Here is a 26,649-nt window from a genome sequence, read left to right as displayed (position 1 = left end):
AGGGGTCATTATGAAAGCTTTAAAATTATTCACATTACTGATTCCAGTAGCACTTCTAGGAGTGTCGTGTGGTACGAGTTCGAGGCTAGGCGGCAGTTCGGCTGGTGACGATATCTACTACAATCCAACTCAGGATGCTCAGGAACAGGTGGCGAGCGCTTCAAAGGGAAAGCGAGTGCCGCTCGATAAGTCATATAACGATCTAATTAATGAAACCAATAATGCTTTGGCGGATACTATTTATGTCGCTTCGGAATCCGACTCGACGGGAAACCCTTACCAGGATGTTCTGGCCGATTCCTACGAAAAAGCAAAGCGCAATCGAGAGTTGGGTTATAAAGACCCTTGGTATGGTATGCCATCGAGTGCTGCCTATTCGCAAAACTTGTGGTATGCTACGGCTTACGACCCTGCTTTCTATAACATCATCGTAATGGGCAATACCGTATGGGCAGAGCCAAAATACATTTCGTCGATGTTTGGCTATCCTTACTACAGCTCATACGTTAACTTTAGCCCTTACTACAGTCCATACAGAAACTATTGGAATTTGAGCTTTGGTATTGGTTGGGGCTGGGGATGGAGTACCAACTGGGGCTGGGGCTACGATCCTTATTGGGATTATCCGTACTACGGTCATCATCATTGGCATGGAGGGGGATACCCTTATTATGGAGGATATTATTCGAATGGTGGTTATTATCCTAGCCGATATCGTGATATAACTTATGGACCACGAGATGGTGGTATGCGCTATGGAACTTCAAGTGTTCGTAACTATCCATCGAGAGATTATGGATATTCGAACACAAGAAATACATCTAGGGTAAGCGGAGATAATGGTGCTGTAATGCGCTCGACCCGAGGTAGCTCTTCTGTACGACGTGACTACTCTAGTTCTACGCAAACAGCTACGTCTCGCGAATATCAGTCGGTGCCAGCACGACGCTCGTCTACTACGGTTACACCAACCCGTCAACCAAACAGCAATACTGGCTCTTATACGCCAACGTATAGCCGTCCTAGCCGTTCGGGACAGCCTGTGTTTAATGAAGGTAGCAGCTCGGGAACAACACGAAGCTACGAACGTCGTTCTTCTACTGTAGTTGTTCCTCGCTCGCAGGGAACTACCTCTTACGATAATAGCCGCAGCTATCCATCGCGTAGCAACGACAGCTACAATTCGGGTAGCAGCTATTCGTCGCCATCGCGCAGCTACAACTCGGGTAGTAGTTCTTCTTCTAGTTCTAGCAGCTCTTCGTCCAGCTCTAGCAGCCGTTCGGATAACAGTTCGGGTAGCAGCCGCGGACGTAGGTAAAAAAGATAAAGATTACAACCAACCCACTTAAATAACAACTAATACGTGTAATTATGAGACTTCGCGCAATACTTATGGGGGCTAGCTGCCTGATGGCTGGTGTAGCCCTTGCCCAAAGCGAAACCGACGTGCTTCGCTATTCGCAAACCTTTATGAAGGGATCGGCTAGGTTTACCGCCATGGGCGGAGCCTTTGGTGCACTTGGTGGCGATATGTCCTCGTTTATGATAAATCCTGCAGGCGTAGGTGTTTATCGTTCTTCGGAATTCTCCTTTTCTACAGGGATTTTTAATAGCAACCAAAAAATAGACTATCGTGGTACTCGTTCCTTTGATGGTCATACTTCTGTAAATATTGGAAACGCAGGAGTGGTGCTTAATTTTTTTAACAAACCTGATAATGGACTGAGAAATTTCAACCTTGGAATTGCTTACAATAGGGTAAACGACTTTAACCAGAATACGTTTTTAACGGGTATCAACAAGGATAACTCTATTACAGATTATTTTGCGGAATCGACATACGGCATTAAGAGATCTGAATTGCTAAGCGAGCGTCCTTTCGATTCTAACTTACCTTGGAACTCAATTCTGGCGTGGAAAACTTACCTAATTGATCCTTTAAACGAGACAGATGGTAATATTGAGTATCGTTCTCCTCTTAAGCAGGATGATGTTGTATTTCAAGACCAATGGGAGGAAATTCGAGGCTTTAATGATGTTGTAAATATTGCCTTTGGTGGGAACGTAATGGATGTAGTTTATGTTGGTGGTTCTCTGAATGTTACTAACGTTAACTATCATTCTTCTAAAACTTATCACGAACAGGCAGCCGAAGGTAATCAGTCTTCTTTTAATGAATTAAACTTTGATGAGATCTATAATGCCTACGGAACAGGTGTTTCTTTGGGGCTAGGGGTAATCCTTAAACCTGTGCAGTTCCTACGCGTCGGAGTTGCCTATCAGTCACCAACGTGGAATTCTATTGATGAGGATTATTCAGCTTATATGAACTCTAAGTTTATTATTCCCAACGAAAGCGGGTTTGCGGAATATGACACTCCTATAAATACATTCAGCTATCGCATATCCTCGCCACAACGCCTTACTGGTAGCCTTGGTTTTGTCCTTGGTAATGTTGGGATAATAAGTGCTGACGTTGATTGGGTAAACTATGCCGGCATGAGGATTCATGGATCGAATAGCTATCGCAAGCTTTTTAGCGATATCAATAATGCGGTGGAAAATAGTTACCGAAACACGGTAAATGCCAGATTAGGTGGAGAATTGAAACTTGACAAGTTTGCTCTTCGCGCCGGTTATCAGTACTATCAAAATCCTTATAAAAAGGACTTTATTAACTCTGATAACGCAACAAACGTTTACTCGGCAGGTTTTGGCTACCGTACGCGTTCGTTCTTCTTCGATTTTGCCTATAGTTTAATGACGATGAAAAACGGCTATTCGCTGTACGATTACTACTATAAGGACGCTAGTACTACAATTGATATTTATTCTGGTACTGCTACCTCCAGCATCAACCGTAATTCCTACATTGTTACCGTTGGGTTTAAGTTCTAGAATCATCAAAATATAAGATGAAAGGCGGGTATTTCTACTCGCCTTTTTTTATGCTCTGCTCTAGAATGCTCTTGGCCATGGGACCCTCGTTAAAGAGGAGGTCGAGAATGGAGAGGTTGGGCGTAAAGCCGTGTCGGTCGGCGAATACCTGGTAGTACTCTACTGGGGTGAAGTACGGATCGGGCTGCTGTTGGCTCTCCTTAGGCGATATGCTGTATCGTAGGTCTGCTTTCCCCTCGATCGTTTTGTCGAAGTCGGTAGTGTAGGCTATGCTTGGCTTTATACCGAGCGTCTTTAGGATTACCTCAAGGATTTGCTGGTTGTAGTCGAATAGGCGCTCGTAGCGGTTCTCGAAGAAGGGCATGAAGTCGTCGATGTAGTAGTCGTAGAAGGGCGAGTTTTTGTAGGCCGACTCGATGGACTTGAGGTGGTTATTTTGCCAGGGCTTGTCGTAGTCGATTTGTACCTCGGCGATGGGCATTCGCTCGCCATGCCACTTTGCTACGGGAACGGTAAGCGCCATTGGTCCGTTTGCTGCATGTATTTTGCAGCGGTTGCGGTAGCTTTGCTTGCGGTAGCTCTCGTGCGCCTCGATGGTTACGCTTCCTGCTAAAAACTTGCTGATGTATTGAAGGGGCGGAAAGTATGCCGTTGAAAGTGCTACCTGTTGCATTGTCGTTGTTTTGTTGGGCAAAAGTAGCAATCCGCAGGCAAAAAGAAAAGGAGGGCTTTAGGGCTCTCCTTGGCTACGGCTGGGGATGCTACCGCGGCATGCCCTTGTATACGCTCGAGTCTTCGAGCGGAACGATGAAGCCGCGATAGGTAATTCTTCGACCCCAGGTGTTGGGCGAGATGGAGGCTTCTGCCCGGTTGGTGTTGGGGTATAGCGAAACACGGATATCGGCATTAATGGCGTATCCTATAACCATGAAGCTTACGTTTACGTAGCCCTTCTTGTCGGTTGTAATTTGGTAATCGCGAATTCGGCCCTCTACGGTAACGCTGTTAAGGGCGCTATACCCTGCTCGTAGGGGCGAGGAGAGCTGCAGCGTTGCGGTCTCGTCCTCTACCATCACGAAGTTGAGCGTGCTGTTTACATGGTATAGGTTGCCTCGCTGCCCTTGAATGGTATAGGCTTCGAGTACCCAGTTTTGCGCCGATAGCGCCTCTACGGCCTTCGCGTAGCTGGCCGAGTCGAGCTGCTGTTGCTCCTTTTGGCGCAGCTCCCTTCGTTCCTGAGGGGTTAGCTCCCGAAAATCTTCCTGTGCCAACAAACTGATGGCGGGGAGAACCGCCAAAGCCAGCGTTGCGGCTAGTTGTTTTAGCTTCATATGCTGTGGTGCAATTCTCTTTTTAGGTGAATGGGAACCACCGATCGATGTCGAGCGGTTCGGAGTCTTTGCTCAGGTTGGTAACTTGGGCGATAATGACGTAGGTGCAGGTTTCGTGGCCATCGACATCGGTGCTTGAGGCCACCTTGCTTACGTAGTAGGTGAGCGGCTGCTCGTTGCGCCCCACCAAGAAGCTTTCCATCTGCCTAAAGAAGCTGCGCAGCTGCGTCTTCTTTCCTTCAAAGACCCGGCTGCGGAAGGTTCCCGACAGCTCTACGTAGTCCTTGTCGTCTACAGGTTTGGTAACCGATAGCAGCACCTCTTCCTTCCAGGGCGAGATGGGGTGGCGCAGCAGTAGCGCCTCGTTATCGTTGGGGATAACGTTCATTTGGTAGGCCTTATGGAGCAGCGACTGGTTGATGGTCTCGAGGCTATCGACAATAGGAAAGTGCATAACTTCCGATACGGTCGAACGGATGAAGGGCTTGTGGTTCCACACAAACTCCACATCGTCCCAGCTCTCGCGATTGAACTGGGGGGTTAGCATAATGGTGTTACCTTCTACTCGCATGGCGTTAGTTGTTTGTGCTTCATTTTACGTAAAATGTATCCGGATAGCAGCTAAAATCTGCTAGAAGATGGCCTATGCGGGGTGGTTTGTTGAGGTGCTACAGGGTTTCGCGGCTTAGCTTGGGTGCATCCAACCCCCTTTGGTTGGTTCGCCGAAGTTCCGTTGGGTGCTTTGTATATGGTACAAAAGCTTCGCCGGAGTTCCGTTGGCTATTTTGTATACAAATATGGAGTTTCACCGAGTTTATGGAGGTATCGGTGTTCGGCGTTGGCTGTGAAATCTGATCGACGGTTGGGCAAGCCTACCAGCATTGGGTTCGTGGTCTCTATGGCAGTACCACAATCCCCTTCCAGAATGCAATCCTATCCTTAACCATGGCGCCCCGCTCCGATGGAGTGGGGTAGTACCATGCAGAATCTTTATTGATATCGCCATTAATATCTACGTCGTAGAACGATGCAGTGCCCTTCCACGGGCAGAAGGTGCGGTGGCTGCTCTCCTTTAGGTACTCCATTTTTACCGACGATCGGGGGAAATAGTAGAACCCCTCCAGCTTAATGGCGTCGTCGCTCTCGGCGATGGTGGTGCCTTTCCAAATGGCGCGCATATCGTATAGAAGTTAAAAGAATGGGAGAAGTTATACGAAGTTATAAGAAGAGTCGTCTAGTATCCATTCCATATAGATGGCAAAGGTCTGAACTTAAAAAAGTTTCCCTCGGAGTGTCATCCCGTGCTTGTCACGGGATCTAAGGAGTCGCCCGAAGGGCTTTTTTTTCAGAATCTATTGGATTCCTGTTTAGATGCTGGGACAAGCCCGGCATGACAGTGCTATTTAGGGTATATTGCCTCATAAGCAAAGTTGTTTGGCAAGAGAAAGATTATCATTAACACAAAATCCTTGCTTTGTATCTAACAACGAAACCGTATAAACGGATGTGGGGTGCACAAAATATTTTGTGCACCCCACTACAATTCAAAATTCCTAGCAGATGGGGGCTAGGCTCCCATGAATAGTTTAATGTCCTCGTCGACGGTGTTGATGCCGGCGATGCCGAAGTTCTCAACTAGCACCTTCACCACGTTGGGCGATAGGAAGGCTGGGAGGGTTGGCCCTAGGTGAATATTCTTTACGCCCAGCGATAGCAGCGCTAGCAGCACGATAACGGCCTTCTGCTCGTACCAGGCAATATTGTAGGCAATAGGCAGCTCGTTGATGTCGTTTAGCTGGAATACCTCCTTCAGCTTAAGGGCAATCAGGGCCAGCGAGTAGCTGTCGTTGCACTGTCCTGCATCGAGCACGCGTGGGATACCTCCGATATCGCCCAGCGGCAGCTTGTTGTAGCGGTACTTGGCGCATCCTGCGGTAAGGATTACGGTATCCTTTGGCAGCTGCTCGGCAAACTCGGTGTAGTAGCTGCGGTCCTTCATGCGGCCATCGCAGCCTGCCATCACAAAGAACTTGCGGATGGCACCCGACTTAACGGCATCCACCACCTTGTCGGCAAGGGCAAACACCTGCTCGTGGGCAAATCCACCGATAATTTCGCCCTCCTCAATCTGGATAGGAGCCTTGCAGCGCTTTGCATGCTCGATGATAGCCGAGAAGTCCTTTGGTTTGCCATCCTCGCGAGGACCGATGTGTGTAGCTCCCTCTAGTCCTGCCGAACCTGTTGTGTAGATTCTATCCTTATAGGTGGCGTTGTGCATTGGCGGAACAATACAGTTGGTGGTAAAGAGCACTGGGCCGTTAAAGGTCTCGAACTCGTCTCTTTGCTTCCACCACGAGCTGCCGTAGTTGCCCACAAAGTGGCTGTACTTCTTAAAGGCAGGGTAGTAGTTGGCGGGAAGCATCTCGCTGTGGGTGTACACATCTACACCAGTACCTTCGGTTTGGGCTAGCAGCTCCTCCATATCCTTCAGGTCGTGACCGCTGATAAGGATAGCTGGGTTATTTCGTGTTCCGATGTTCACCTTGGTGATTTCGGGGTTGCCGTAGCGGGTGGTGTTGGCCTTGTCGAGCAGCGCCATGGTGGTAACGCCGTACTTGCCCGTTTCGAGGGTCAGGGCTACCAGCTCGTCGGCACCGATATCGGTTCTGGTTGTTTTTGCAAGTGCACCTTGGATGAACTCGCTAATGGAATCGTCCACAAAGCCTAGATTACCGGCATGCTCGGCATAGGCGGCCATACCCTTAAGACCAAAGATTATGAGCGACTTCAGCGAGCGGATATCCTCGTTGTCGGATATCGACATGGTGCCCACTTTGGTAGATTCAGAGGCAAAATCCTCGCGATTCCCGGTCCATGTTACTTCTTTTGATTGAGGAACTGCCACTCCATGCTTGCTGCATTCGGCAGTAAGCTTCTTTTTAATTTCAAGTCCTTCTATAATTCGGTTGGAAATAGCGTTATCGTCGAAGTTGGCGTTGGTGATGGTGCAGAACAGGGAGTCAATAACGTACTTGTCGACTGCGCTATTCTTGTATCCTTTGGCGCGAAGCTCCGTATGGAGGATGCTGATTCCCTTGTTTACGAATAGCAGCAAATCCTGAAGGTTAGAGGTCGATGCGTCTTTTCCGCAAACACCCTTGATGGTACAGCCAAATCCTTTAGCTGCTTCTTGACATTGGTAACAAAACATGCTCATGGTTATCAGTTTTAAATTTTGTTTGATTTACGATTTGCGAAATGTGATTTGTGATTTGTGATTTGCGAAATCTCACATCTCATGTCTCATATCTCACATCTCATATCAGTTATTAGATCCACTTCGAATCAAGTATTTCTCCCTGAATACCGACTTCCACCACCTTAATTGGTATGTGTCGCTTGGCGGCATCGCGGGCAATTTGGGCCATCTGTACCAGACCTCCGCAGCAGGGAACCTCCATGCGCATAACGGTGATGGTATCCACCTGTGCATTGTCGATGAGGGCTGTAATCTTTTGGATGTACACTTCCTTGTTGGAGTCCAGCTTTGGGCAGGCAATGGCCAGCGTTTTTCCTTGTAGATGCTTGCTGTGGAAGTTGGCTAGCGCATAGGCTACGCAGTCGGCTGCCAGTAGCAGGTTCGATCCCTTAAAGTGGGCTGCCATTGGGTTGATGAGGTGTAGCTGCACGGGCCAGTGGGTAAGCGCCGATGGCTGATCGTCGGCTGTAGGTGCTGCCGCCATCTTAGGGGCAAAGCTGCGTGCCGCCGATCCGGGGCATCCGCCTCCTGCATGGTGGTGTTGGTGCACCTGAGGCGCAGCTGGCTGAGCCTTTTGCCTTAGCGAGTCGATCACCTCGTTAATGTCAAATGGAATGCTCTTCTCTTTTTCTCTTAAGTAGCCAAATGCCTGACGGAGGTACTCGGTTTCGTTATGGTCGAGCAGGTGCTGAAGGTGAGCCATAACCACGTTCTTACCGTTAGGGATCATCTCTATGATGGTGGCCACCTCGTCGTAGGCCTCGGCCTCGCGCTTCTCTATGGTGATGGCTCCTACAGGGCAGGTGCCAATGCAGGCGCCCAATCCGTCGCACATCAGCTCGCTTACGAGGGTTGCCTTTCCGTCAATCAGCTGTAGCGCCCCTTCGTGGCATCCGGTGATGCAGTTCCCACATCCGTTGCAAAGCTCTCGGTCTATTCTAACAATGTCGCGTATCATCGGTTTCAGTTTTGTCGTTTTACTTTCTTTTGATGAAGCAAAGCTACGGCAATTGCAACCCTAAGTCTGTACCATATGATACAAACAGCAAACATTTTTAATTGTTAACTTTGGATTTGAAAAAAGTTAATCGGAAGTATACGGAAGTTATACCGGAGTTAGACGGAATGAATGAAGAAGTCAAAGACGCTGACGAATTTCAACAACGCATAATCAGCGAACTCCCCTCCTTAGAAAGGAGGGGAGTTCGCTCTTGGCGAGGTTGTCTATTTTAAAAGCAAAGTTTTGATAAGACCAACATAAACCAACCAACATGAATTTTACCCTGCTATCCCGCTGTCCGCTATTCCATGGGGTTGATCCTGTGGAGCTGGAGAACCTTTTGTCGATGTATCCCTACGCCGTAAAAAGCTACGTAAAAGGCAACGTGCTGGCCTCGCGCGACGACGAGTACGCGGGGCTGATGGTGGTCCTGGAGGGCAGCGTTAAGGGCGAGATGGTAGATAGCTCAGGGAAAGTGGTAAAGATTGAGGATATTTCGGCTCCACGTCCCATTGCTCCAGCCTTCCTTTTTGGTCAAAACAACCGGCTGCCGGTTGATGTGGTAGCCAACGATGTCGTTAAGGTGGTGATCATCCCCCGTCCGTCGATGGTCGGTATCATGCAGGCCAGCTCGCAGGTGCTCACCAACTACCTCGATATGATGTCGAATCGGGCAACCTTTCTTTCGAACAAGCTCTACTTCCTCTCGTTTCGGTCCATTAAGGAGAAGCTGGCGCACTACCTGCTCGATCTCTCTAAAGGGCAGCTCATCACCTTCTCGCTACCCATGGGGCAGCAGGAGCTGGCCGACTACTTCGGCGTTACCCGCTCGTCGCTGGCCCGCGTATTTGCCGATATGGAGCACGATGGCCTTGTAGCCTTCGACCGCCGCAAGGTAACGCTGCTCGATAGGGAGGGGCTGGTGAAGATTATTCGATGATGTAGGGAAGCACTGATCGAAACCGAAAACACCTTCCGTACTACTACGGAAGCGCTAATCGGAATCCAAAACACCTTCCGTACCACTGCGGAAGCACTAATCGGAACCCGAAACACCTTCCGTACTACTACGGAAGCGCTAATCGGAATCCAAAACACCTTCCGTATTACTGCGGAAGCACTAATCGGAACCCGAAACACCCTCCGTACTACTACGGAAGGTCCAAGCTGAACCGAAATCGCCTTCCGTACTTCGTGGAAAGCAGCAAGGGCAGGTTTCGAACCTGCCCTTCACTTCATCATAATAGTAGGGGTGGTTTGAGAACCAGCCCCTACTAGTCGTACTTCTTGGCTTCTTCCCAGATCTCATTCATCTGGTCGAGCGACATATCCTTGAGCGGCTGCCCCTGCTTGATGGTCTTCTCCTCGAGGTAGCTAAAGCGCTTGGCGAACTTGCGGTTGGTGAGCTCGAGGGCGGCTTCCGGGTCGATGCCGTAGAGCCTAGCGGCGTTGACCACCGAGAAGAGCAGGTCGCCGAACTCCTTTTCCATCTTTTCGCGATCCATCGCTTCTACCTCGTGGCGCAGCTCGTCCAGCTCCTCCTGCACCTTGTCCCACACCTGGCTGCGCTCCTCCCAGTCAAAGCCCACGGCTCTAACCTTTTCTTGAATTCGGTTGGCCTTAATTAGCGCTGGTAGGGCATTGGGCACGCCCGAGAGCACGCTCTTGTTGCCGTCCTTCTCCTTCAGCTTCAGCTCCTCCCAGTTCTTCACCACCTGAGCGGCGTTGCTCACCTCCGTTTGGCCGAATACGTGCGGGTGGCGGTACACGAGTTTATCGCAAAGGGCGTTTACCACGTCCGATATCTCGAACCACTGCCTCTCGGAGGCCATCTTCGAGTAGAAAACCACGTGGAGCAGGATATCGCCCAGCTCCTTTTTGATGTTGGGGATGTCGCTGGTGTTGATGGCGTCGATCAGCTCGTAGGTCTCCTCTATGGTGTTGCTGCGCAGGCTCTCGAAGGTTTGCTCGCGGTCCCAAGGGCACTTTTCGCGGAGCTCGTCCATGATCTTCAAAAGCCTGTCGAAGCTTTGCTGCTTGTCGTTCATTATGGTTGATGGTTTTGTCTACTGGTTAAAAAAGTTGATGCGCACCGACGAGCTCATATCGAGGTTTAGGATAGAGGCAATGCGACCCTTGTTCTGGGCCACCTCCAGATGCCCTGCCGAGTTGAAGATGGCCACAAACTCGCCATCCTCCACGGCGCTGTAGCTGCTGGATATGGTTTTTACCTTGTAGCGGTTGCTCTGTATCAGAATCTCGTATCGGCGACCTTTTGCTACCCGGTCAAATTCATTGCGGGTAATATTGGTGATGATGTTGCCAAACGTATCAATGTAGATGACGTTGCCGATGATGAAGCTGGCATCGAGCACCGGCAGCAGCATCGGCATATGGTTTACCGAAGGCTTTGGCGTTCCGATGCTCTCGATGGGCTCGCCCAAGGTGAGCGCTGCCGCTGCCTTGGCAAAGGGAATTAGTGCGTTGAAGCCGTTTCCGAGATCCTCGTAGTCGATGGTCACCACCGCATCGGGCTGGGTGTCGCAGATGAGCCCCATCACCCCGTTATCCACCGCAACAAAGTACTGGCCGAGGTAGCTAACCGCAACAATAGGCTTTTTGGGTGTAGGCTCGCTATCTACACCTATAATATGTACGCTCTTTTCGGGAAAATGACGGAAGGCACCCCTTAGAACATAGGCTGCACCTTGCAGCTGAAATGCCGGAATCTGGTGGCTTATGTCTACGATGGCTGCTACCGGATTCCTTCTCAGAATCTCACCTTTAAGGGCGGCCACGTAGAAGTCGTGCCGTGTCCAGTCGGTTGTGAGCGTTGCAATTGCCATCTACTTTAGTGCGCTGTTGGAGTTTTATCTTGTGGTCTTATGGTAGATCCATTTACCGATTATCAAAATTAGTAAGATATTCCTAACAAAAGTTGGTGGGCGTGCATTTTGCTGAAATTTGGATGCCGATTCTGCTAAAACGCCGTCATCCCGGAGCCTTTTATTCTAAAATTGCTACCTTCGCTGAGGTTTTAAACCGTTCTTTTACCCAATTAATTATCTAGTAATGGAGTTAAATGTAAAGAATCCGCTCGTATTCTTCGACCTCGAAACTACGGGAATCGACATGGTAAACGATCGAATCGTTGAGATCTGCATCCTTAAGGTATTCCCCGATGGGCGAACCGAGGTTAAAACGCGCAGGGTCAACCCAACCATTCCTATTCCCGCACAGGCTACCGCCATCCACGGCATCACCAACGAGGATGTTAAGGATTGCCCAACGTTTAAGGAGATTGCCAAGTCGCTGGTGCAGCTAATCGAGGGGTGCGATTTTGCGGGCTACAACTCCAACAAGTTCGATCTTCCGCTTTTGGCCGAGGAGTTCATTCGTGCCGGAATCGACTTCGATCTAAAGAAGCGCAAGTTTATTGACGTGCAAACCATCTTCCATAAGATGGAGCAGCGCACGCTGGTTGCCGCCTACAAGTTTTACTGCGATAAGGATCTGAATAACGCCCATAGCGCCGAGGCCGATACCGTTGCCACCTACGAGGTGCTCAAGGCGCAGCTCGACCGATATCCTGAGCTGAAGAACGATATCGACTTCCTTTCCGATTTCTCGGCAAAAACGCGTAACGTCGATTTCGCCGGACGAATCGTACTTAACGATAAGGATGTGGAGGTGTTCAACTTTGGCAAGCACAGGGGACGTCCTGTAGTTGAGGTATTGGAAACCGAACCAGGCTACTACGCATGGATGATGAACGGTGATTTCCCGCTTTACACGAAAAACGTACTTACCCGCATTAAGCTGGGCATGATGGTGAAGAAATAGTTCTGTTTCGAGATGAAGATAATCTGTATAGGGCGCAACTACGTCGATCACGCAAAAGAGTTGAATAATCCGGTTCCCGAGGAGCCGGTCTTCTTTATGAAGCCCGATACCGCGTTGCTGCGCAACAATGCTCCCTTCTTTTATCCTTCCTTCTCGAAGGATATCCATCACGAGGTGGAGCTAATCATTAAGATCAACAAGGTAGGGCGTTGCATTGGCGAAAAGTTTGCCAATCGCTACTACAGCGAGGTTGGCCTTGGCATCGACTTTACCGCGCGCGACGTGCAGCAGCGATGTAAGGAGAAGGGGCTTCCTTGGGAAGTTGCCAAGGCATTCGATTTCTCTGCACCCATTAGCAGCAAATTCTTGCCGATTAGCGATTTCGAATCGGTGGATCGTATCCCGTTTCGCTTGGTAAAGAATGGCGAAGTGGTGCAGCAGGGAAATTCTGGTGATATGCTCTTTAGCGTCAACCGTATTATCTCGTACGTGTCGCAGTATGTCACCCTTAAGATTGGCGACCTTATTTATACGGGAACGCCTGCCGGTGTTGGCTCCGTTGCCATCGGCGATCGTCTGCAAGGCTACATTGCCGATACGCTAATGTTCGACTTTGAGGTGAAGTAAGTCTGGTATTAAATAATACAGCAAATGGTTGAGGTTACTCTCAACCATTTTTGTTTATAGTAATGGAGTTGCAGAACTCTTTTGTCAGTTTTTTCTGACAGCATTTTAGCGTTTCAACAAGTTCAATGAGCCTGATTGGTGTAAAATATGACAATTTGGCGGAGTTCTTCCTTTGGCATAAGTATTGAAACATTCCTGTCAAACCGACAAAAGTAAAACTGAATTAAAATACATACTATGGGTAAAATCATTGGTATTGACTTGGGAACAACCAACTCTTGCGTTTCCGTAATGGAGGGTAACGAGCCAGTTGTAATTCCTAACAATGAAGGAAAAAGAACAACACCTTCGGTAGTTGCATTTACCGAGAACGGCGAAATTAAGGTTGGTGATCCAGCAAAACGTCAGGCAATTACCAATCCAGAAAAAACCGTATACTCGATTAAACGCTTCATGGGCGAAACCTACAATGAGGTTCAAGAAGAGACAACGCGTGTGCCATTTAACGTGATTCGTGGCGACAATAACACCCCTCGTGTAAAAATTACCGATCGCCTATATTCTCCACAGGAAATTTCAGCAATGGTTCTTCAAAAGATGAGAAAAACTGCTGAAGATTACCTTGGACAAGAAGTTACCGAAGCGGTTATCACTGTTCCTGCATACTTTAACGACTCACAACGTCAGGCTACCAAGGAAGCTGGCGAAATTGCAGGTCTTAAAGTTCTTCGTATCATCAACGAACCAACAGCAGCTGCACTTGCCTACGGTTTGGATAAGAAGGGCGCCGATATGAAGGTTGCCGTATTCGACCTTGGTGGTGGTACCTTCGATATCTCAATCCTAGAGCTTGGCGATGGCGTATTCGAGGTAAAATCAACTAATGGTGATACACACCTAGGTGGAGACGACTTCGATAACCGCATCATTAACTGGTTGGCCGAAGAGTTTAAGGCAGAAAATGCTAACATCGATCCTCGAAAAGACCCAATGGCGCTACAACGCCTAAAGGAGGCTGCTGAAAAGGCTAAGATCGAGCTTTCGAGCACAACTTCTACCGAAATCAACCTGCCATACCTTATGCCAGTTGACGGTGTGCCAAAACACCTTGTTAAGACGCTTACTCGTGCTAAGTTCGAGCAAATTTGCGATGAGCTAATTCGCAACGTAATTGAGCCTTGTAAGATTGCGCTTAGGGATGCTGGCTTAAGCACCTCTGATATTGACGATGTTATTTTGGTTGGTGGTTCGACCCGTATTCCTGCCGTACAAGCAGAGGTTGAGAAATTCTTCGGAAAGACTCCATCTAAGAATGTAAACCCTGACGAGGTTGTGGCTGTTGGTGCTGCAATTCAAGGTGGTGTGCTTTCTGGCGATGTTACCGACGTTCTTCTTCTCGACGTTACCCCACTTTCGTTAGGTATCGAAACAATGGGTAGCGTAATGACGAAGCTGATCGACGCCAATACAACTATTCCAACTCGTAAGTCGGAGACCTTTACCACTGCTGCGGATAACCAACCTTCGGTTGAAATCCACGTACTACAGGGTGAGCGTCCTATGGCAAGAGATAACAAAACTATCGGACGCTTCTCGCTTGATGGAATTCCACCAGCACCACGTGGCGTGCCTCAAATCGAGGTAACTTTCGATATCGATGCAAACGGTATTCTACATGTTACAGCGAAGGATAAGGCAACAGGTAAGGAGCAAAAGATTAGCATTACCGCTTCATCTGGTCTTTCTGATGACGAAATCAAGCGCATGCGCGACGAGGCAAAAGCAAACGAAAACGCCGACCGCGAAGCAAAAGAAAAAATCGATAAGCTTAACCATGCCGATTCGCTTATCTTCCAAACCGAAAAGCAGCTTAAGGAGTTTGGCGACAAGCTCCCTGCCGATAAGAAGAAATCTATCGAAGAGGCTGTTGGTAAGTTGAAGGCTGCTCATGCTAGCCAGGATTTATCTGCTATAGATGAGGCCACTAAGGTTCTAAATGAACTTTGGAATGCAGCATCACAGCAAATGTACAATGCAGGCGCACAGGCTGGTCCTCAAGATGCCGGGGCAGGTGCAGGTGCTGGTGCCGGACAAGGGGCTAATGCAGGTGGTCAAAAGGATGAGTCTGTTACAGATGTAGACTTCGAAGAGGTGAAATAAACATCTCGTATAATTATAGTAAAAAGGCCCCATATTGGGGCTTTTTTATTATATAGCAGCTAATTTTGGTGTCGTAAGTTCAATGTGAATGGTAAATCTTAAAATAAGGAGAATGAAGTTTATATTTTTTCTAGTTGGGTGTTTTTTGTGCTGTGCGATGTCGGTTTCTGCCCAGCAGGATACCGTATTTAACCAGAAAAATGCAAAGGGACAAAAGATTGGATGGTGGAAAAAGACCTACGAGGATAGTACCATTCAGTACATTGCGTTTTTCGAAAACGATAAGCCTGTAGGCGTGGTAAAGCGCTACTCAAAAAACGGGAAAATTAAGTCGATACTGAATTATGTGCCAAATTCAAATATTGTCGATGCGCAGCTGTTTAATGCCGATGGCATTTTGTTGGCAAAGGGTAAATATGAGAATAGTAAAAAGGTTGGAGAGTGGATAACCTTCTATTCAGATGGAGAAATAATGTACGTTGATAATTATAAGAATAATCTGAAAGAAGGTAAGTCGAATGGTTATTACAAGAATGGTGCCGTAATGTTTAAGTATCAGTATGCTAATGGATGTCGAGTTGGAGTTGCACTTCAGTACTACTCGAATGGTACGCTGATGGAGGAGTTGACATACAATCAGGTTGGAAAGCCTGTTGGTCCTTACAGGGCATACTACGATAATAATGCAAAGCGAATTGTGGGCTTATACGTTAATGGAGATAAGGAAGGGGAATGGATAACCTTTAATCAGGGCGGAACTGTTTTTTCAAAAGTTTTTTATAAAAATGGCTATCCTACAATAACCGATGATATGGTTAAAAAGGAAACTGAAATGCTCAATTCTTTTCGTAAGATGAAAGGACAACTTCAGGAACCTACAGAGAGCGATTTTTTAAGATAGTGTTTTTTTTTGTGAATATTTAAGAAATCTCATAACTTAGGTGAAAATATTAAGTTATGAGATTTTTTATTATTCTTACATGTCAGCTAATTCTTTTGCTTGCTGGGCTTAGTTCTTCAGCTTCTACTTATTTTGTGACGTTTAAGTATAAAACCTCAAAGGGGGTTTCCTTGAATAATCCTTCAGCCTATCTAACGGATAAGTCTATCAGGAGGCGTATTAGCCAAAGAATTATAGTCGATTCATCTGATCTTCCCGTTTCAAGGGCCTATCTTGGTATAGTTCGTTCTTTGGGAGGTCGTGTAATACTTTCTTCAAAGTGGTTTAACGGAGCTTTGGTAGAGACGTCTGACAATCAGGCAAACTCTCTCTTATTATTGGATTTTGTAAAGGATGTTAGGCTTGTTTATTCTGATTTTAGTTCACCCAAAGATTGCCAATTCGACAAAGAGTTGTCTTGTGTAGAAAACCAAAATTCTTCTACTAATGCTGTTTATGGAGGTGTCTTTGATCAGGTTAATCTGCTTAAAGGTGGCTTTTTGCATGATAATGGTTTTAAGGGGAGAGGGGTGACTATTGCAGTTCTTGACGCCGGTTTCTCGAACTATGAGAATGATGCTGCATTTTCTAATCTAAGGAACGGTCAGGTGGTTGATGTGTACGACTTTACCACTCAGAAGCCGAAGTTAGAGGATAACGGGAATCATGGAATAAAGGTGCTCTCGCTTTTGGCGGCTATGCTGCCTGGAAACTATTGTGGATCGGCAGTCGATGCCAATTATGCGTTGTATGTGACAGAATCAGAAAAATATGAACAGCTTATAGAGGAATATTTCTGGTGTGTAGCAGCAGAACGAGCAGATAGTCTTGGTTGTGATATAATTGCTTCATCGCTAGGGTATAATTATTTCGATAATCCGTTAATGGATCATGCCGTATGCAATTTATCAAAGCAAGTAGTCCCTATTTCTATAGCAGCTTCTACTGCTTTTAAGAAGGGTATATTTGTTGTGGTATCTGCAGGGAACGAGGGCGATAAGGTTTGGCGGTATATTACATTTCCTGCCGATTCTCCTGATGTAATGGCTGTGGGGGCTGTTGATCGTGATGGGCTATTGGGTGAATTTAGTTCAATAGGACTTCCCAAAACAGTAAAACCCGATGTGGTAGGAATGGGCGTTGCTGCATTAATGATAGATGCAGCTGGTAATGTAGTACAAGGTAGTGGGACTTCCTATGCGGTTCCTCAAATAGCGGGTTTTTCGGCATGCTTGTGGCAGGCCTTTCCATTCTTATCAGCAGTTGAACTTAAAAATGTAATATGCAAATCGTCTTCAAACTATTCGAATCCTGATAATTTGATGGGGTATGGTATCCCCAATTTCGAAAAGGCATATCAAATGTTAAAGTTGGAGCATAATCCGACTAATCGACATGTCTCAGTGTCTCCTAATCCTTTTACAAGATCAATAACGATTAAGACGGAATGGGTGTATAACGGAGTTGTAAATTACTATATGTATAATATGCAAGGAAAACTTGTAAAAGCAGGGCATGTTAGTTTTGCTGAAGGTTTTACTCGAATTGATGATTTGGAGAGTTTACCTTCAGGGGTAATAATTATAAAGCTTATCTTTGGAGATGGTAGCGTGGAAAAGAAAATCGTTAAGCAAGGCTGATGGAGTATCTATCATTATTTGATTTACAGAAAAAAATAAGGGATAGCCTTATAGATTCCTTCCCATTACCTGTATGGGTGGTTGCTGAAATAGGAGAAATGAAGCTTAACTATGCAGGGCATTGCTATCTAGAATTGGTAGAGAAGGAGGATTCTGATGGCGTAAAAATAAGGGCCAAGGTAAGTGCTAATATTTGGGCTAACAAGTTTCGTCTTTTAAAAACATACTTCGAGACATCAACAAGGGTTGCTCTCGAAGAAGGCCTTAAGGTTCTTATTAAGGTTGATGTTCGTTTTCACGAGGTGTATGGGCTCAGCTTAAACATTGTGGATATCGATCCATCGTATACAATCGGCGAGATGAAACTGCAGCGGAATCTCGTTATTCAGCGGTTAATGGATGATGGAATTATTGATCTGAATAGGGAACTTAGCTTCCCGATGGTTCCACAACGTATAGCGGTGATATCATCTCGAGGTGCTGCCGGTTATCAAGACTTTAGGAATCATATATCTGATAATCCGTTTGGATATACCTTTAACTTAGAACTGTTTGCAGCAGTAATGCAGGGGGATGAGGCTGAAGCATCTATCGTCGCAGCGTTGGACAAAATATACAGTCAGTTAACCCGTTTTGATGTTGTTGTGATTATTAGAGGAGGGGGCTCGCAAACCGATCTGGCTTGTTTTGACTCATATGAAGTTGCTGCAAATGTTGCCCAGTTCCCGTTGCCGATTCTTTCGGGAATTGGTCATGATAAAGATGAGAGTGTGGTTGATATTGTTGCTCATCAATCCTTTAAAACACCGACTGCAGTAGCAAACTTCTTGGTTGATAAGTTGGGAGAGTTTGATGGGGACCTAGATGATTGTGTAAGAGGTATTGGACTTATGGCCCAACGGCTGATTCAAGATCAAAAACTTTTAGCGCTTGAAGTAGAATATGATCTCTTAAATAGAGTCCGAAGTATGCTGAATCAGCAAGAGGTTTTACTTGGGGATCTTGCCTTTGCAATATCTAATCAGGCTAGTACTGTCCTGAATAGACATAAAAGAATCTCGGATGAGATGGCGCTTTCGCTACAATCGTTGGTGTCGTTTAGCCTAAAGCGTAATAAGGATCGTTTGGAGCAAGTTGATCGTGAGTTGAATCTCGGTTCGAAAATTGGTTTGACCAAATTAAAGAATGCTTTAGAGAATCTCGAAATTAGGATCAATGCTTCAAATCCTAATGAAATTCTAAAAAGAGGGTATTCTCTTACGCTTTGTAATGGTTTTGTAGTGAGGCAAACAGAAGGCTTGGTGGGTCAGGTTATAGAAACAGTTTTAAGTACAGGTAGAATTAAGAGTGAGGTTGTAGAAGTTGATAGTAAAACAGAATATTTATGGCAAAAAAGGAACTAACTTATAGTGCTGCCCTCTATGAACTTAAAGAGATCTTGACTCGCATTGAGGAGCAAAATGTCAATATAGATCAAATTGCAGAAGACGTTAAGCGTGCTTCAGAACTTATTAAGTTCTGCAAAGAAAAACTTCGAAAGACGGAGGGTGAGGTTGACGGAATTCTGAAAGGCATGAAGGAGCAGTAGATGAACATCTAAAAAAGAAGGAGGCCAATTGACCTCCTTCCTTTTTACTTTACCTTATTTCTTTGTAAACTTTCTTGGCTGAATCATATTCTCAGGTTTGAGAATGTTATCTAACTCATCCTGAGAAAGCAATCCTTTTTCGAGTACAAGATTGTAAACGCTCTTTCCTGTCTCAAGCGCTTCTTTTGCTACAATTGTTGAATTTTCGTAGCCAATGTAAGGGTTAAGCGCTGTTACCAAGCCAATTGAGTTAAGAACTAGGTTGCGACAGTGCTCTTCATTCGCTGTAATTCCAATTACGCACTCATCTTTTAGAGTTCTCATACCATTTCTAAGTAGCTCTATAGACTCGTGGATGCTGTATACAATGATAGGCTCCATTACGTTGAGCTCAAGTTGTCCTGCTTCTGCAGCCATTGTAACTGTTAGGTCGTTCCCAATTACCTTAAAAGCGATTTGATTAACAACTTCTGGGATTACTGGATTAACCTTTCCTGGCATAATTGACGATCCTGGCTGTTTTGGAGGAAGGTTAATTTCTCCAATTCCTGTGCGAGGGCCTGACGATAGTAGTCTAAGATCGTTACATATTTTTGATAGCTTAACGGCAAGGCGTTTTAGTGCAGAAGAGTACATTACAAATGCACCAGTATCTTGTGTTGCTTCAACAAGGTTGGCTGCTTGGACTAGCGGAAGATCTGTAATGCGTGCAAGAATTTTTGTAACAAGAGGGGCGTAGTCAGGGTCGGAGTTAATTCCGGTTCCGATTGCAGTTGCTCCCATGTTTATTTCGTGAAAAAGCTTTACGTTTTGTTCCAAACGCTCAATCTCTTCAGAAAGAGTAACGGCATATGCTTCAAATGCTTGTCCAAGAGTCATAGGTACAGCATCTTGAAGTTGAGTTCTTCCCATTTTAATAATGTCTTTGAACTCAACGCCTTTAGTTCTAAAGACTTCAATAAGCGATTTTAAAACGTCTATCAACTGTTGATTGCTAAAAATTACAGCAAGCTTAACGGCAGTAGGATAGGCGTCGTTTGTAGATTGAGATAGATTAACGTGATTGTTGGGATGAACAAATGAATATTCACCCTTCTTCTTGCCCATAGAAACTAGAGCCATATTGGCAATAACCTCATTGGCGTTCATGTTTGTAGATGTGCCTGCTCCTCCTTGCACCATATCCACGATAAAGTGCTCATTTAGCGAGCCTGATTTTACAACCTTACAGGCTTCTACAATGGCATCTTTAACATTTGGTTCAAGAAGCCCTAGTTCGCAGTTGGCTTCGGCAGTAGCCTCCTTTACCATTGCAAATGATTCTATAAGCATAGGGAAAAACTTTAGCGTAACGCCGCTAATATTGAAGTTTTCCAATGCTCTTAAAGTCTGCACTCCAAAAAATGCTTCTACTGGTACTTCCTTGTCTCCCAATAGGTCGTGTTCTGTTCTCGTCTTTCCTGAAAAAGGAATATTTACATTTTGGGAACTTAGTTTAGCAAATAGGCTTTCCATGGTTTACCCTCCAGTTGTTTACGAATTAAAATTTCGGTGAATATACGAAATCTTTCCTCTTGATATAAAAGAAAAGTGTAAGAGAATTTGGGTTATTTTGTTTCAAACTGTAAGTGTTGGTTTTTTAAATACTTAAGGAGTGTAATTTAGATGGATTTTATTTTAGTGAAAATTGAATTGAAGTTGCAATAAGATGTTGTAATTCCAAGAAGAGGTAACTTAATAAAATGCTATTTCTGGTACGAGATTAGGGAAGATAATGGGGGGATGAAGTGATACTTTGAAATTATTGCTTTGAAAAACGTCTCGCCCTTTGGTCGTTAGGTTTTAACACTGCCCTGTATTTGAATCAATTTTGCTATGCTTAGCTGTTTCTATTAGCATTACTATAGCCAAAGGGCAAGACGCTTTCCTTATGATCTAATAGTTAGTATATATTTTATCTAGATTTACTTTTTAATCTCAAAAAACAAGCGCTCCTTTATGTTTATTTTTATTTTAGTTCACTGCCCGTACCACTATCTTTTTGCTAATACTTTATCTCCTATCCGAAATTTTTTTAATCGATCAAGGAGCGCTGTTTTTTGATGTTGTAAAAGTAGATTCAAAGATTTAGCGAAACAAATGTCATCGTTGTCAAATTTTTTCTCTTATTTAGTATGGCTTATTTCTGCATAAAAAAGAAGGTATTTGAAGATGGTAGATGAACTAAAAAGACGGGTTGAACAAAAATTTGGAGGGAAAGTGGTTAATGTAAAAAGTTGCCAATCGCTTTCCGAGTTGATATACGACCGTTGTGGTGCACGAATTAGCGATTCTACATTGCGTAGAATTTGGGGTCTACTTCCAAGTCCACAAAAGCCTTCTACTAGTACTTTAGATCTCCTTTCGCAGTTTATAGGTAAGAAGTCGTGGGCTGATTTTCTTAATAGCATTGAGGGAGGAAAAGAAATTGGAGATCTGTCAACAGTTTGGGATACTGCGAAAGAAAACGCACAAGCGATTTCGGTGGGTACATCGGCATTTATTTTAAAAAAATCAGGAGTTGTTTTAAAAGATGTAATTTATAGGCAGTGTATTGATGATCAAATGTCGGCACTTGTTAGTTCTGATTATATGGCTACCAGTATAATTGCTCCTGGTGGTTATGGAAAGTCTTTGGGTATAGCCTCTTGGGTTATGAGGAACTTGAATCGTAAGACTTTTAAACATAGTATTATCTATTTCTTAACTGGTAGCCAAGTTGATGACTCCTATAGCCATTCTATGCCAATTGATACATGGATCTCAAGGAACTTGTTTAAAGTCAACGAGAATGTTTTTGGGAGTCCCGAATTATTTAGAGATAGGTACTTTATTTTTATAGTTGATGCACTTGATGAAATAGATAGCACGATGACTAAATCAGCAACTTTTTTTTCGAAAGTTGTTGAGTTTGTAAGTAAATACTCTGGGAGTAAAAGTGTTAAGGTTTTGGTTACTACACGGTCGAGTGTTTGGGGTAGGAGTTTGGTTCAGGAGGTTATTAACAACAAGGGGGCATCTGCACATTGGATGGGGTTGCGGTCTGCTGCATTTGATAGCGATACTACCAACATGCCCTTGTTGAACCATAAAGAGTTGCAAGATGCTTTCAATAATTTTATCAATAAAAAATCGAAAGGAAGAGCGTTGTTGGTTGAACAGCTGAATTTTATGCTTAGAGAAACTATATCGCATCCTTACATGCTAAAGTTGTTCATTTCAATCTATAATAGCAGTACGCTAAAACTGCAGAACTACAATGATGTTATTGATGAGTTTATCTCTAGGGAAATTGCTCATGCAAAATTTGCGGATGAAAACCTGGATATCATCAACTTCATGCTAAAGAAGCAGTGCTATGGACAGAATCTACAACCTGTAAAGAAGAGCGATCTAAAAGAGATGTATCCTATCCATCTTCGAAAAGGAGGAAACTACTTTTCGGCATACGAGCACCTTTTGGCATTTAGCATTCTATCGGAAGAAACTGTGGCAAATAAGTTTAAGAACCTTGTTGTTCAAGTAGATTTTTCGCATTCGAATCTAAGGGATTTGCTCATCACTCGTTACATTGTTGAAGCTAATGGTGGAATTTCTCAAGACCTATTCATAAAGGTTGATAAGGATTATACCAATTCGGATTTGCGTATACGTTTAATCAACAATCTTTATTCGATAGCATATTCAGAAAATAACTTTGAGGCTATAAAGAATTTCTACCTTCTCCCCGATACAATTAGTAAGGATAAAGATATTTTGAAGTTTATCATTTTCCAGTTTAGGAATGATAAGCCAATTCTTCAACTGTTAGTTCAGGATTACTGCAAGCATTCTTCTGCAAAGGAATTTTTAATTAGTTCGTACTTTGATTTTGACTACCTAAACACTTCATTCTACAAACTTTTGGAGTTAATACTGTATTCGGCGACTACAAAAAATGAGAAGATTTACTGTTTGGCAGGATTGGCTATTTCTAGGGCTCAATTGCTCGATCGTGATGGATTTCTTGCGTTTTCAGAGGAACTTAAAGATTTAGATATAGATGAATCTTGCTGTTTCTATAGCATATTAATATGGACAATTTGGAATGTTTATTTTGCTCATATAACCAATGATGCAGCACTTCTTGGTGATATTGGCAAAAAGGTTGCTAGGGCAGATGTATTGATTAACCGTAATGCTAGTTCAAATCAACTTTCTATTTTCCACTTTTACTTAGAGTTGATCCCTCACCTAATCCTTTTCAAGAATACGGCTGGGGCCAAGGCTATCGTTGAGCTAATCGAGAATCATCCTATAAAGGAAGAAATGGTGAAGGATGATAAGTTAACCATGCTTTACAGTCTTTACCAAATGGACATTAAGAGCATGGAGAACTTTGGGTTTAAGCTTACTCCAATGCAATTGTACAGTCTTGAGCAGCACATAAATACGCTTTCTATATCTCAGAGCTATATTAATAGGGTGTCTGGGTATGTCCTGCTTGCGTACAGCCACCTTCAGCAAGATGATAAGCAGACGTTTATGAGCTACTATCATACCGCACTTGAAATTTGTAGCAACGCTAATTTTAAGCTATTCGAAATATCGAAGCTAAAGCGATTGGCAGATACTCTCGATAACTTTAAAATGCAAACACAAGCTCAAAGGTTTAGAGACTACTCCATGACAATGGTCAACGATAAAAATCGCGAACTCTACAACGTTGTTTAGAGATAGGAACAACGGTATCGCGTTAGCACTTCGATAGGCGAATACAGCATTTTATCGGTTTGTAGATGGTGCAAATCGAGCTCGTTTTGCACGATTTCCTCGAAAAGGAAGCCTATAGGTCCCACTATCCCGATGTTTTTCATCCCTGTTTTAATAGAGAGCGGCAATAGGTGCAACTCTAAGAATTTTCGGAACGATTTCTGAACTAGGTGCTTAATAAAGGAATGCTCTTTATGGGCACTTCCAAATGTAACTAGGTTTGTAAGGAATGTATGAGGGGTTTCGAAGCTATTTAGTCGGCTGTAAAGCTCCTCTTGAGTCATCCCTGTTTCTTTTTGGAACAACCCTAAAAGGTCGTCAGGCATATATTTGTAGTAGTAGCTTTGTGCTATTTCAGATCCGATGCTTATGCCTCCACCCTCGTTGCCGATATGGAAGTTAAGAGGAGTCGATGTTTCTATAACAGACAATCCATCGTAAGCACAGGTACTTGTACTGGCGCCTAAGATGGCGATTAAGCCTGACTTTCTATCAAACACACCTTTTGCGGCACCTAATAGGTCGGTATCCACGTTTACTTCTGCCTCTTCGAAAAAGCTCTCTAAGCAAAAGACGATTCTCTGCTGGTGCTGTTGGGCGGTACAACCGGTACCGTAAAAGAATACTTTAGTAACATTACGTGGATCGACATCATTAGGGAAGCGGTTCATAAGCGCTCGCACCACCGTGTAGCTATCCACGTAAATTGGATTAAGCTCTTCGGTTGTAAACTGAATGATTTCGGTTGTGCTAACACATAAACGCCATTCGGTTTGGCTCAAGCCGCTATAGGCTACTACTATCATCAGTCTTGTAGGCTTTTTTTAAGTACAAATAGTTCATTGGATTGGGTTCTAACCCAACGATTTTCTTTTTGACAAACCTTACGGCCTTGTCGAAGTATAGCGGGATTGCAGGTGTTTGCTCGGCAAGCAGCTGGTTCATTTTGCCGAAGATTTTACTCCTATTCCCACTTGATTCAAAAAAGGATTCTAAATAGAGCTGATCAAACTCTTGACTTTTAAACCGGGTATAGTTTGGCCCATTGGGGCTTTCGTTGTTCGAGTAGAAGAGCGCCATGTAGTTCTCGGGATCGGGATAGTCGGCAATCCATGATCCCCTAAAGAATTGCAGCTTGCCGGATGCCATTTGTTGGCGGAACGATGGTCCAGGAACGATATCGATTTCAATCGCAATTCCAATAGCCGAGAGGTCGTGCTGAACAAACTCCAACAGGTCGGCGTAATCTTCGGTAGAGGTTAGCTTAATAGGTGCTATTCCCTTACCGTTGGGGTAACCAGCCTTTCGGAGCAATTCCGCTGCAAGCGTTGGATTGTACGTATACGGCTTGCCGTTAGGCGTATAGTCAGGAATCGATTGAGGAATCATTCCGCTTTCGGCGGCCAGCGCCATGTTCTTGCGCAGGTACTTGAGCATCTTTTGCCTGTCGAATCCTATCGCTATGGCCTTTCGCACCAGCGGGTTCATCAACGGGTGGTTCTTGGGTAGGTTCTGCGTTATGCCTAGGTACTCGGTGTTGAGGTATGGCGAAGTGAGCATCTTTATTCTATCCCCATACTTCGGGTTAAGTTTGCCGGAGTTGGTGATGATCTCATCTTTGGTTGATTGGTTAATCCCCGAGATAAAGTCGAGGTTGCCCCGGATGAACTCCATAAACTCGGAGTACTTATCGGTGATGAAGGTTACGTTTATCGCCTTGAGGTATGGTAGGCGCTGACCTTTACTATCGAATTCGAAGTACTTGGGATTTTTTACCAGCACGAGCATCTCACCTTCGCGCCACATCTTAAACATAAACGGTCCAGTTCCTACGGGGTGCTTGCGGAAGTCCTCCTTGTAACGATCTACCGCCTCTTTGGGTACAACGTAGGTAAGGGGCATTGCGAGCATCCCAAGGAAGAAAGGGGCTGGGGTTTTTATCTTAACCTGAAAGGTGGAGTCGTTTACCGCAAAAAAGCCCTTAGTGTGGAAGGTAGTGTCGAGCCCTGAGAATATCCATCTTCCGGGGCTAGCAACATCGTTGTCGAGGATGCGGCTGAACGAGTAGGCAAAGTCGGCGGCGACTACCTTACGCCCGATTCCTTTTGGGAACGCTGGGTCGTCGTGAAAGGCTACGTCGTTGCGCAGGTGGAAGGTGTACAGGGTTTTGTCGGGGCTGATGTCCCACGACTTTGCTATGGATGGCTCAACGTTAAGGCTGTCGTTAAGTTGAACGAGCCCGTTGAAGAGCTGAACGGTAGGCCAAATGGTTGGCAGGTTGCTCGCAAACGCGGGGTCGAGCGTTGCAATCCCCTTCGATTCGTTGTAGCGAATCACATCGGCGAGCTCGTGCTTCTTGTTCGAGCATCCGAATGCCGCCATTGCCATTATTAGTATAAGTATCCTTCTTACCACCAGCATCAATTTGGCTCAAAAATATAAAAAAAGGATGGTGATTGCGCATCATCTGCCCATTCGTTGGTTAAATGGCAATCATTGAAGGCCGCTCCATCTCTTCTAAAACAACAAAGGTTGTCCTATTCGGGCAACCTTTATCGTCATCGTTTAGTGG

General features: G+C 45.1%; 22 protein-coding genes. 11 read left to right on the top strand and 11 right to left on the bottom strand.

Features of this window, described 5'->3' with window-relative positions:
* The first annotated feature begins 10 nt into the window (after nucleotides 1-10).
* Both CLV25_RS00595 and CLV25_RS00590 read left to right on the top strand, forming a co-directional pair.
* On the top strand, nucleotides 11-1,318 hold the full coding sequence (locus CLV25_RS00595; RefSeq protein ID WP_131837692.1) for a hypothetical protein: 1,308 nt from the start codon (nucleotides 11-13) through the stop codon (nucleotides 1,316-1,318).
* A gap of 53 nt (nucleotides 1,319-1,371) precedes the next feature.
* Complete coding sequence (locus CLV25_RS00590) at nucleotides 1,372-2,898, top strand: OmpP1/FadL family transporter (protein WP_131837691.1); 1,527 nt, start codon at nucleotides 1,372-1,374, stop codon at nucleotides 2,896-2,898.
* Nucleotides 2,899-2,932: 34 nt separating this feature from the next.
* On the opposite strand, the gene CLV25_RS00585 is transcribed toward CLV25_RS00590, so the two are convergent.
* The 6 genes from CLV25_RS00585 to CLV25_RS00560 all read right to left on the bottom strand — a co-directional run bounded on the left by CLV25_RS00585 (nucleotide 2,933) and on the right by CLV25_RS00560 (nucleotide 8,446).
* On the bottom strand, nucleotides 2,933-3,571 hold the full coding sequence (locus CLV25_RS00585) for a WbqC family protein (RefSeq protein ID WP_131837690.1): 639 nt from the start codon (nucleotides 3,569-3,571) through the stop codon (nucleotides 2,933-2,935).
* 88 nt (nucleotides 3,572-3,659) lie between these two features.
* Nucleotides 3,660-4,229: a DUF4251 domain-containing protein gene (locus tag CLV25_RS00580; RefSeq protein WP_131837689.1), complete on the bottom strand. Its 570-nt coding sequence runs from the start codon at nucleotides 4,227-4,229 to the stop codon at nucleotides 3,660-3,662.
* Nucleotides 4,230-4,251: 22 nt separating this feature from the next.
* Nucleotides 4,252-4,800, bottom strand: coding sequence for a hydrolase (locus CLV25_RS00575; RefSeq protein ID WP_131837688.1), 549 nt, complete (start codon nucleotides 4,798-4,800; stop codon nucleotides 4,252-4,254).
* 325 nt (nucleotides 4,801-5,125) lie between these two features.
* Nucleotides 5,126-5,407 (bottom strand): DUF427 domain-containing protein, encoded by a 282-nt coding sequence (locus CLV25_RS00570; protein WP_131837687.1) that lies wholly within the window; start codon nucleotides 5,405-5,407, stop codon nucleotides 5,126-5,128.
* 389 nt (nucleotides 5,408-5,796) lie between these two features.
* Nucleotides 5,797-7,446 (bottom strand): hydroxylamine reductase, encoded by a 1,650-nt coding sequence (gene hcp, locus CLV25_RS00565; protein ID WP_131837686.1) that lies wholly within the window; start codon nucleotides 7,444-7,446, stop codon nucleotides 5,797-5,799.
* A 112-nt stretch (nucleotides 7,447-7,558) separates the two neighbouring features.
* Nucleotides 7,559-8,446, bottom strand: coding sequence for a 4Fe-4S dicluster domain-containing protein (locus CLV25_RS00560; protein WP_131837685.1), 888 nt, complete (start codon nucleotides 8,444-8,446; stop codon nucleotides 7,559-7,561).
* A gap of 313 nt (nucleotides 8,447-8,759) precedes the next feature.
* Here CLV25_RS00560 and CLV25_RS00555 point away from each other — a divergent pair, with 313 nt between their 5' ends.
* Complete coding sequence (locus CLV25_RS00555) at nucleotides 8,760-9,428, top strand: Crp/Fnr family transcriptional regulator (RefSeq protein ID WP_131837684.1); 669 nt, start codon at nucleotides 8,760-8,762, stop codon at nucleotides 9,426-9,428.
* A 334-nt stretch (nucleotides 9,429-9,762) separates the two neighbouring features.
* On the opposite strand, the gene mazG is transcribed toward CLV25_RS00555, so the two are convergent.
* Nucleotides 9,763-10,536, bottom strand: coding sequence for a nucleoside triphosphate pyrophosphohydrolase (mazG, locus tag CLV25_RS00550; protein ID WP_131837683.1), 774 nt, complete (start codon nucleotides 10,534-10,536; stop codon nucleotides 9,763-9,765).
* Nucleotides 10,537-10,554: 18 nt separating this feature from the next.
* Entirely contained in the window at nucleotides 10,555-11,334 is a 780-nt protein-coding gene (locus CLV25_RS00545; RefSeq protein WP_131837682.1) for an SAM hydrolase/SAM-dependent halogenase family protein, read from the bottom strand.
* Between the two features lie 226 nt (nucleotides 11,335-11,560).
* On the opposite strand from CLV25_RS00545, the gene CLV25_RS00540 reads away from it, so the two are divergent.
* The 7 genes from CLV25_RS00540 to xseB all read left to right on the top strand — a co-directional run bounded on the left by CLV25_RS00540 (nucleotide 11,561) and on the right by xseB (nucleotide 19,286).
* A complete protein-coding gene (locus CLV25_RS00540; protein ID WP_131837681.1) occupies nucleotides 11,561-12,331 on the top strand; it encodes a 3'-5' exonuclease in 771 nt (256 codons plus the stop codon).
* Nucleotides 12,332-12,343: 12 nt separating this feature from the next.
* Nucleotides 12,344-12,958: a fumarylacetoacetate hydrolase family protein gene (locus CLV25_RS00535; RefSeq protein WP_131837680.1), complete on the top strand. Its 615-nt coding sequence runs from the start codon at nucleotides 12,344-12,346 to the stop codon at nucleotides 12,956-12,958.
* 237 nt (nucleotides 12,959-13,195) lie between these two features.
* The gene (gene dnaK, locus CLV25_RS00530) at nucleotides 13,196-15,118 is read left to right on the top strand and encodes a molecular chaperone DnaK (protein ID WP_131837679.1); all 1,923 of its coding nucleotides are present in this window, start codon (nucleotides 13,196-13,198) and stop codon (nucleotides 15,116-15,118) included.
* Nucleotides 15,119-15,230: 112 nt separating this feature from the next.
* Entirely contained in the window at nucleotides 15,231-16,019 is a 789-nt protein-coding gene (locus CLV25_RS00525; RefSeq protein ID WP_165876944.1) for a toxin-antitoxin system YwqK family antitoxin, read from the top strand.
* Nucleotides 16,020-16,075: 56 nt separating this feature from the next.
* The gene (locus tag CLV25_RS00520) at nucleotides 16,076-17,698 is read left to right on the top strand and encodes a S8 family peptidase (RefSeq protein ID WP_131837677.1); all 1,623 of its coding nucleotides are present in this window, start codon (nucleotides 16,076-16,078) and stop codon (nucleotides 17,696-17,698) included.
* The gene (gene xseA, locus CLV25_RS00515; protein WP_131837676.1) at nucleotides 17,698-19,101 is read left to right on the top strand and encodes an exodeoxyribonuclease VII large subunit; all 1,404 of its coding nucleotides are present in this window, start codon (nucleotides 17,698-17,700) and stop codon (nucleotides 19,099-19,101) included. Before CLV25_RS00520 ends, xseA begins: the two co-directional genes overlap by 1 nt.
* Nucleotides 19,083-19,286 carry an exodeoxyribonuclease VII small subunit gene (xseB, locus tag CLV25_RS00510; protein ID WP_131837675.1) on the top strand — a complete coding sequence of 68 codons (204 nt, stop codon included), beginning with the start codon at nucleotides 19,083-19,085 and terminating at the stop codon, nucleotides 19,284-19,286. Before xseA ends, xseB begins: the two co-directional genes overlap by 19 nt.
* A gap of 54 nt (nucleotides 19,287-19,340) precedes the next feature.
* Here xseB and aspA read toward each other — a convergent pair whose 3' ends face one another.
* On the bottom strand, nucleotides 19,341-20,801 hold the full coding sequence (aspA, locus tag CLV25_RS00505; protein ID WP_131837674.1) for an aspartate ammonia-lyase: 1,461 nt from the start codon (nucleotides 20,799-20,801) through the stop codon (nucleotides 19,341-19,343).
* Between the two features lie 696 nt (nucleotides 20,802-21,497).
* On the opposite strand from aspA, the gene CLV25_RS00500 reads away from it, so the two are divergent.
* Nucleotides 21,498-24,038 (top strand): NACHT domain-containing protein, encoded by a 2,541-nt coding sequence (locus CLV25_RS00500; protein ID WP_131837673.1) that lies wholly within the window; start codon nucleotides 21,498-21,500, stop codon nucleotides 24,036-24,038.
* On the opposite strand, the gene CLV25_RS00495 is transcribed toward CLV25_RS00500, so the two are convergent.
* On the bottom strand, nucleotides 24,035-24,883 hold the full coding sequence (locus tag CLV25_RS00495; RefSeq protein ID WP_131837672.1) for a hypothetical protein: 849 nt from the start codon (nucleotides 24,881-24,883) through the stop codon (nucleotides 24,035-24,037). The two genes, CLV25_RS00500 and CLV25_RS00495, sit on opposite strands and share 4 nt — an antisense overlap.
* Nucleotides 24,864-26,492, bottom strand: coding sequence for an ABC transporter substrate-binding protein (locus CLV25_RS00490; RefSeq protein WP_165876943.1), 1,629 nt, complete (start codon nucleotides 26,490-26,492; stop codon nucleotides 24,864-24,866). Before CLV25_RS00490 ends, CLV25_RS00495 begins: the two co-directional genes overlap by 20 nt.
* Between the last annotated feature and the right edge of the window lie 157 nt (nucleotides 26,493-26,649).

The organism is Acetobacteroides hydrogenigenes (genome assembly GCF_004340205.1).
GTDB classification, from domain to species: Bacteria; Bacteroidota; Bacteroidia; order Bacteroidales; family ZOR0009; genus Acetobacteroides; species Acetobacteroides hydrogenigenes.
The sequence above is the reverse complement of the archived record's forward strand: the minus strand, read 5'-3'. Positions and strand labels throughout refer to the sequence as shown.